We start from the raw sequence: 6,993 nt of genomic DNA on the forward strand, positions 1-6,993 counted from the left end.
CCCTCGCCGCCGAGTCGGCCCGCGCCGGCTACGCGACGGGCGCCGCCGGCGCCGACGAACTGATCATGGCCCTGCGGCGGCTGGCCGAGACCGGCGCGATGCTGGCCGAGCGCGAGGCCGACCGCTACGCCGCCTGGGCCGCCCTGCGCGCGCTCGCCGGCCGCGACCCCGTCCTTCAGGAGATGCGCCCATGAGATCTGCGAAGCTGTTCGCCCTCGCCCTCATCCTCGCCGCCGCGCTCGCCGGCTGCGGCGGTGGCGATGGTCGCGAGCACGGCGCCCCCGCCGGCGGCCAGGCCGCCGGCGCCGCGAAGAAGTGGCTGTGCCCCATGCACCCCACCTACATCTCCGACCACAAGGAAGCCTGCCCCATCTGCGGCATGGACTTGGTGCCGGCGGCCGAGTTCTCCGCCCAGCAGGGCGGCGGCGCCTCGGGCGTGCCGGGCATGGCCGCCATCGAACTGAGCGACGAGGCCGTCCGCCTCGCGGGCGTGCGCACGCAGCCCGCGACGGTCGAGACGATGAACACCGAGATCCGGGCCGTCGGGCTGGTCACCGTCGACGCGACGCGCGTGCGCAGCGTGCAGACGCGGGTCGCCGGCTGGATCGAGACGCTGGCGGTGAGCGCGGTCGGGACGCGCGTGGAGGCGGGCGCGCCGCTGCTGACCATCTACGCGCCCGAACTGGTGGCCGGCCAGGAGGAGTTGCTGCGGGCCGTCGTCGCGCGGGACGCCGCGGCGGGCGGCGACCCGCAGACGCTGGCGAACGCCGAACACCTCGTCGCGGCGGCGCGGCGGCGGCTGAGCCTCTTCGAGGTGCCGGACGCGTTCGTCGCCCGGCTCGAGCAGACCGGCAAGCCGGCGCGCGCCGTGCCTCTGCTCTCGCCGGCCACGGGCGTGGTCACCGAGCGCCTGGCCTTCGAGGGCATGCGGGTGGAGCCGGGCCTGACGCTGCTGCAGGTGTCGGACCTCTCCGAGGTGTGGGTCGAGGCCCGCTTCTACGAGTACGAAGCCGCCCTGGTCGCCGAGGGCGCGCCGGTCGAGGTGCGGCTGCCGCACGACCCGGGCATCGTGCTGCCGGGCCGGATCGACTACGTCTACCCGACGCTGGACGACGCCTCCCGCACCCTGGCCGCGCGCATCGTCCTGGACAACGGGTTCGGGATGCTGCGGCCGGGCATGTACGCGAACGTGACGCTGCTCGCGGACCGCGGCGAGGCCCTGGTCGTTCCCGACGACGCCATCCTGGACACGGGCGAGCGGCGCCTGGTCTTCGTCTCCCTCGGCGAGGGCCGCTTCACGCCGCGCGAGGTCGAGGTGGGCGTGCGCTCGGGCGGCAAGGCGCAGATCCTGGACGGGCTCACGGCCGGCGAGCAGGTCGTCGTGCGGGCCAACTTCCTGCTCGACAGCGAGTCGCGCCTGCGCGCCGCGCTGCTCGGCGCCGACGCCGATGCCGCGACCACGACCCCGACCGGCGGCCACGCGGGGGACCACCGGTGATCGCGCGCATCATCGAGTTCAGCGCGCGCAACCGGCTGCTGGTGCTGGCGCTCACGGCACTGGCCTGCGCCTACGCCGTCCACACGCTGCAGACCATCCGCCTCGACGCCCTGCCGGACCTCTCGGACACGCAGGTCATCATCGTCACGAAGTGGGACCGCTCGCCGGACATCGTCGAGGACCAGGTCACCTACCCGATCGTGAGCGGCCTGCTCGGCGCGCCCGGGACGAAGGCCATCCGCGGCTTCTCGGACTTCGGCTATTCGTTCGTCTACGTGGTCTTCGAGGACGGCACCGACCTCTACTGGGCCCGCTCGCGCGTGCTCGAGTACCTCGACGAGATCAAGCCGCGGCTGCCCGCGGGCGTGGCGGTCTCGCTGGGGCCCGACGCGACGGGCGTGGGTTGGGTCTTCCAGTACGCGCTCGTCGACCGCGGGAACCGCCACGGGCTCGACGACCTGCGCTCCTACCAGGACTGGACGCTGCGCTACGCGATCCAGGCCGTCCCCGGCGTGGCCGAGGTGGCCTCCGTCGGCGGTTTCCAGCGGCAGTACCAGATCACGGTCGACCCCGTCCGCCTGGCCGCCCACGGGGTGCCGCTGCACGCGGTGATGGACGCCGTCCGGGCCTCGAACGACGAGGTGGGCGGCCGCCTGCTCGAGTGGAGCGGCGCCGAGTACATGGTGCGCGGGCGCGGCTACGCCAAGTCGCTCGCCGACTTCGAACGGATCGTCGTCAAGACCGCCCCCGGCGGCGTGCCGGTGCTGCTGCGCGACGTCGCCCGCCTGGAGCTAGGCCCCGACCTGCGCCGCGGCGTGGCCGACCTCGACGGCGGGGGCGACGCGGTGGGCGGCATCGTCGTCATGCGCCACGGCGAGAACGCCCTGAACGTGATCGGGCGCGTGAAGGAGAAGCTGCACGAGCTGGAGCCGGGCCTGCCGGAGGGGGTGGAGTTCGTCACCACCTACGACCGCAGCGACCTCATCCACCGCGCCATCGACACCCTCGTGCACGAGCTGCTGCTGCAGATGGTCATCGTCTCGCTGGTCATCCTGATCTTCCTGTGGCACGCGCCGTCGGCCATCGTGCCCATCATCACGATCCCGGTTTCGGTGCTGCTGGCGTTCATCCCGCTGCGGGCCATGGGCGTCACGATCAACATCATGTCGCTCGCCGGCATCGCCATCTCCATCGGCGTGCTCGTCGACGGGGCCATCGTCGAGGTGGAGAACGCCTACAACCGCATCCACCTCTGGCAGGCGGGCGGTCGCAAGGGGAGCTTCCACGAGGTGCGGCTCCAGGCGCTGAAGGAGGTGGGCCCCTCGGTCTTCTTCTCGCTGCTGGTGATCGCGGCGGCCTTCATCCCCGTGTTCACCCTGGTCGACCAGGAAGGCCGCCTCTTCAAGCCGCTCGCCTTCTCGAAGAACCTCGCGATGGCCCTCGCGGCCGTGCTCGCCATCACGCTGGACCCGGCGATGCGCATGATGTTCGCGCGCAGCGAGCCCTTCCGGTTCCGGCCGCGGGCGCTGGCGCGCCTGGCCACGGCGGCCCTGGTGGGCACCTACCACGCCGAGGAGAAGCACCCGATCAGCCGCGCCATCGCCCGCGCCTACGACCCCGCCTGCCGCTTCGTGCTGCGCTACCCGCGCGGCGTGATCGCGGCGGCCCTGCTGGCCGTGGCGGTCACGGTGCCGGCATACTTCCGGCTGGGCACGGAGTTCATGCCGCCCCTGAACGAGGGCTCCATCCTCTACATGCCGACGACGCTGCCCGGCATCTCGGTGACCCAGGCCGCCGAGCTGCTGCAGACGCAGGACCGCGTCCTGAAGTCGTTCCCCGAGGTCCTGAGCGTCTACGGCAAGGCCGGCCGCGCCGACACGTCCACCGACCCGGCGCCGCTGTCGATGATGGAGACGACGGTCGTGCTCAAGCCGCGGGACGAGTGGCGCGCCAGGGAGCGCTGGTACACCGGCCGGCTGCCCGAGTTCGTCCTGCCGCTGGTGAGGCCGCTCTGGCCCGACCGCATCTCCTGGGACGAGCTGGTGGCCGAGATGGACCGCGCCCTGCGCATCCCGGGCGTGACCAACGCCTGGACCATGCCCATCAAGGCCCGCATCGACATGCTCACCACGGGCGTGCGCACGCCCGTGGGCATCAAGATCTTCGGCCCCGACCTCGCCGAGCTAGAGCGCCTCGGCACGCGCATCGAATCGGTGCTGCCCGTCGTCGAAGGGACCCGCAGCGTCTTCGCCGAGCGCGCCGCGGGCGGCTACTTCGTGGACATCGAGCCCCGCCGCGACGAGCTGGCCCGCCTGGGCCTCACCGTCGCCGACCTGCAGGAAGTGATCATGTTCGCCGTGGGCGGCGAGAACCTGGGCACCGTGATCGACGGCCGGGCGCGCTACTCCATCAACGTCCGCTACCCCCGTGAGCTGCGCGACGACCTCGAGAAGCTGGGTCGCGTCCTCGTCGACGCGCCCGGCGGCGCCGCCGTGCCGCTGGCGCAGGTCGCCGACCTGAAGGTCGTCTCCGGCCCGGCGATGCTGCGCGACGAGAACGGGTTCCTCGCCAGCTACGTCTACGTCGACGTCGCCGGCCGCGACATCGGCGGCTACGTGGAGGAGGCCAAGCGCGTCGTGCGGGAACAGGTGGATCTGCCCGCCGGCTACGTCCTGCAGTGGAGCGGCCAGTACGAGAACATGCTGCGCGTCGAGAAGCGGCTGCGGCTCGTGGTCCCGGCCACGCTGGTGCTCATCTTCCTGCTGCTGCTGGCGAACACGCGGTCCGCCTTCAAGACCGGCGTGGTCCTGCTGTCGGTGCCCTTCTCCGCGGTGGGCGCGGTCTGGCTGCTGCACCTGCTCGGCTACAACGTCTCGATCGCCGTGTGGGTGGGGCTGATCGCGCTGCTGGGCCTCGACGCCGAGACCGCGGTGTTCATGCTGCTGTTCCTCGACCTGTCGTACGACCGGGCCCGCAGCGAGGGCCGGTTGCGCAATCTGGCCGAGCTCGACGACGCTATCCTCCACGGCGCCGTCAAGCGCGCCCGGCCGAAGCTGATGACCGTCGCCTCGAGCTTCATCGGCCTGCTGCCCATCATGTGGTCGACCGGGGCGGGTGCGGACGTGATGAAGCGGATCGCGGCGCCGATGATCGGCGGGCTGGCGACCTCCTTCCTGCTGGAACTGCTGGTGTATCCGGCGATCTACAAGTTGTGGAAGGTGAGGGAGTTGGGCCTGTCGTTCCCCTCCGGACGGCGGCGGTGGGCGGGCCGGTTGTCATCCCTCCGGATGTCTGGTAACCTCATGGGGTCGGATCGCCCGAGATGACACCACCCGTTTCCCGCCGGGCGGCCGCTCGCTCCGGTGGAAGGGAGTGCGTCGTGCGTCATCGGCATTCCGGGATCCTCTCCCCGCTTTTCCTGTTCTGCTTTGTCGCGGTGCTGGCGGCGGCCGGCGGCGCGTCGGCGCAGATCAGTCCCTGCCCCGATGCGATCGGCATCTACTTCGACCAGGACGCCTACCAGTTCGACATCGCGTATGCCGGCAATATGACGCCGCTGAACGTCTACCTGATCGTCACGCATCCCACGGGCGACTACATCCGCGCGTGGGAGTGCCGCATCACCGAAACGAGCACCTTCACCACGCCCGGCTCCTGGTCGCTCAACGGCGGCCTGGACGTCGACGCCGATCCCTGGGATTTCGTCGTCGGCCAGGAATGGTGCCCCGTGGTCGACTCCACCGTCCTGCTGGCGAGCAAGACCATGTACGGCACGTCGGCCTCGACCGCGACCTACAAGGTGACGGGCATCCCCGGCTCCATCAGCTTCCCCGGCGGGACTCCCGGTTATGTGCACACGCTGGGCTTCAACACGCCCCTGCAGGTCGCCACCGGCGAGCTGGGCTCACCCCAGGCCTGCGTCAATGCGGGTTGCGGGATCGTGCCCAACTGCGACCCTGGAGTCATCGACTTCGTGGTGATGATCGACGCGACGCTCGATGGGATGTCGGACCTAGGCAACGTCGCGGGCATCTCGGGCGGCGCCTCGGACGGATACGATGGCGACCTCGACGTGCCGGAACCGCCGCTGCCGCCGTCCGGGTACGTGTCGCTGACCTTCCCGCATCCCGAGTGGGGCTCGATCCTCGGCGACGATTTCCGGGCCGACGTCCGGTCGTTGTACAACCCGGAACTCGGCGACAAGGCCTGGCCGCTGCGGCTGTTGAGCAGCCAGTCCGGGATCGCGACCCTGACCTTCCAGCCGGACTTCGACCAGTCGTCCGGCTGGGGCCTGAAGCTGGTCGACGACGACCAGGGCCATGTGATCGACCTCTGGGGCTCGCTCTCCTACACCTTCGCGGTCACGGCGGGTCAGCCGCGGCGTTTCTGGCTATCCGTGGGGTTGGTACCGGTGCCGCCGCTCAATCCCACATCGCGCGATCTGCCCGTGGGCTGGTCCATGGTGGGCGTCCCCCTGCTGCCGGACGCGCCGGGCACCATCGGTTCCGTGCTGCTCGACGATGCCGGCGTCTCCACATACGTCTACAGCCACGAGACGGGGGCCGGCTACCAGCAGCGAGCGGCGGACGACCTCATGCGCCAGGGCCGGGGTTACTGGGTCGGTGCGACGAACGGCTTCCGTTTCACGATGGAAGGACAGCCCGATCTCGACGGCACGGCCATCCCCCTGTCCTGCGGCTGGAACCTCGTGGGTTCGCCGATCTGGACGACCATGCCCCTCGATCTGGTCAAGGTTGCCTACCAGGGTCATCGCTACGAATACCAGGCGGCGGTCCAGATGGGTCTCGTCTCGAACCTGGTCTATTCGTACCTGACTGCTTCCGGATCCTACGCGCCCCAGTCGTACCTCCAGCCATGGCAGGGTTACTGGCTGGCGGCCTATCAGAGCGGCGTCGAGCTGTGGTTCCACTACTACGATCTCGACGCGGACAAGTCGTCCCGCACGCGTCCCGCCTTCGTGCCCGACGACCACAACTGGTGCCTCGCCCTCGGCCTCGACGGCAGCCCCGAATCCGTGACCGTCGGCCGCCTCGAAAAAGCCGTCGACGGCTTCGACCCCGCCTGGGACCAGCCCCGGCCGCCGCGCGCGCCGGTGGTCGCCGCGCGTCCCGAGCTGTGGCTCGACGGCTCGGCCCTGGACCTCAGCTCCGGCGACCAACTCACGGCCGATTACCGGATCGCCGACGGGTCGGACGTGGCCTGGGACCTCGTCGTCGCGGCGCCGGCGCCCGGGCCGGTCACGCTGCGGTGGGAAGCCGCGGACTGGGGCGGCCGCGAGGACCTGCAGGTCTACCTGCCCCACCAGAACCGCGTCGCGGTGATGTCGATGCGCGCGCAGTCGAGTTTGACCCTCGATGTCGGCGCCGCGCCGGTCATCGTGCGCCTGCGCACGCCGGACCTGTCGACCGGCGCGCCGGAGGCCGTCGTGGGCAGGTGCCTGCTGCGCGCGGTCCCGAACCCGTTCAACCCGCGCA

At 71.0% G+C, this 6,993-nt stretch carries 4 protein-coding genes; all 4 read left to right on the forward strand.

The features are described 5' to 3' along the window. On the forward strand, nucleotides 1-194 hold a 194-nt coding region (locus Q7W29_06240), incomplete at its 5' end, for a hypothetical protein (GenBank protein MDO9171414.1). Beyond that, nucleotides 191-1,498, forward strand: a complete 1,308-nt coding sequence (locus tag Q7W29_06245; GenBank protein MDO9171415.1) for an efflux RND transporter periplasmic adaptor subunit — start codon at nucleotides 191-193, stop codon at nucleotides 1,496-1,498. The genes Q7W29_06240 and Q7W29_06245, both read left to right, overlap by 4 nt. After that, the gene (locus tag Q7W29_06250) at nucleotides 1,495-4,824 is read left to right on the forward strand and encodes a CusA/CzcA family heavy metal efflux RND transporter (GenBank protein MDO9171416.1); all 3,330 of its coding nucleotides are present in this window, start codon (nucleotides 1,495-1,497) and stop codon (nucleotides 4,822-4,824) included. Before Q7W29_06245 ends, Q7W29_06250 begins: the two co-directional genes overlap by 4 nt. Nucleotides 4,825-4,877: 53 nt before the next feature. After that, on the forward strand, nucleotides 4,878-6,993 hold a 2,116-nt coding region (locus Q7W29_06255), incomplete at its 3' end, for a hypothetical protein (GenBank protein ID MDO9171417.1).

The organism is bacterium (assembly GCA_030654305.1).
Taxonomy (GTDB): domain Bacteria; phylum Krumholzibacteriota; class Krumholzibacteriia; order LZORAL124-64-63; family LZORAL124-64-63; genus PNOJ01.

What these genes read in the sequence shown, in the direction of transcription:
- Q7W29_06245 (MDO9171415.1), top strand. Translation starts at nt 191, where the DNA reads ATGAGATCTGCGAAGCTGTTCGCCCTCGCCCTCATCCTCGCCGCCGCG.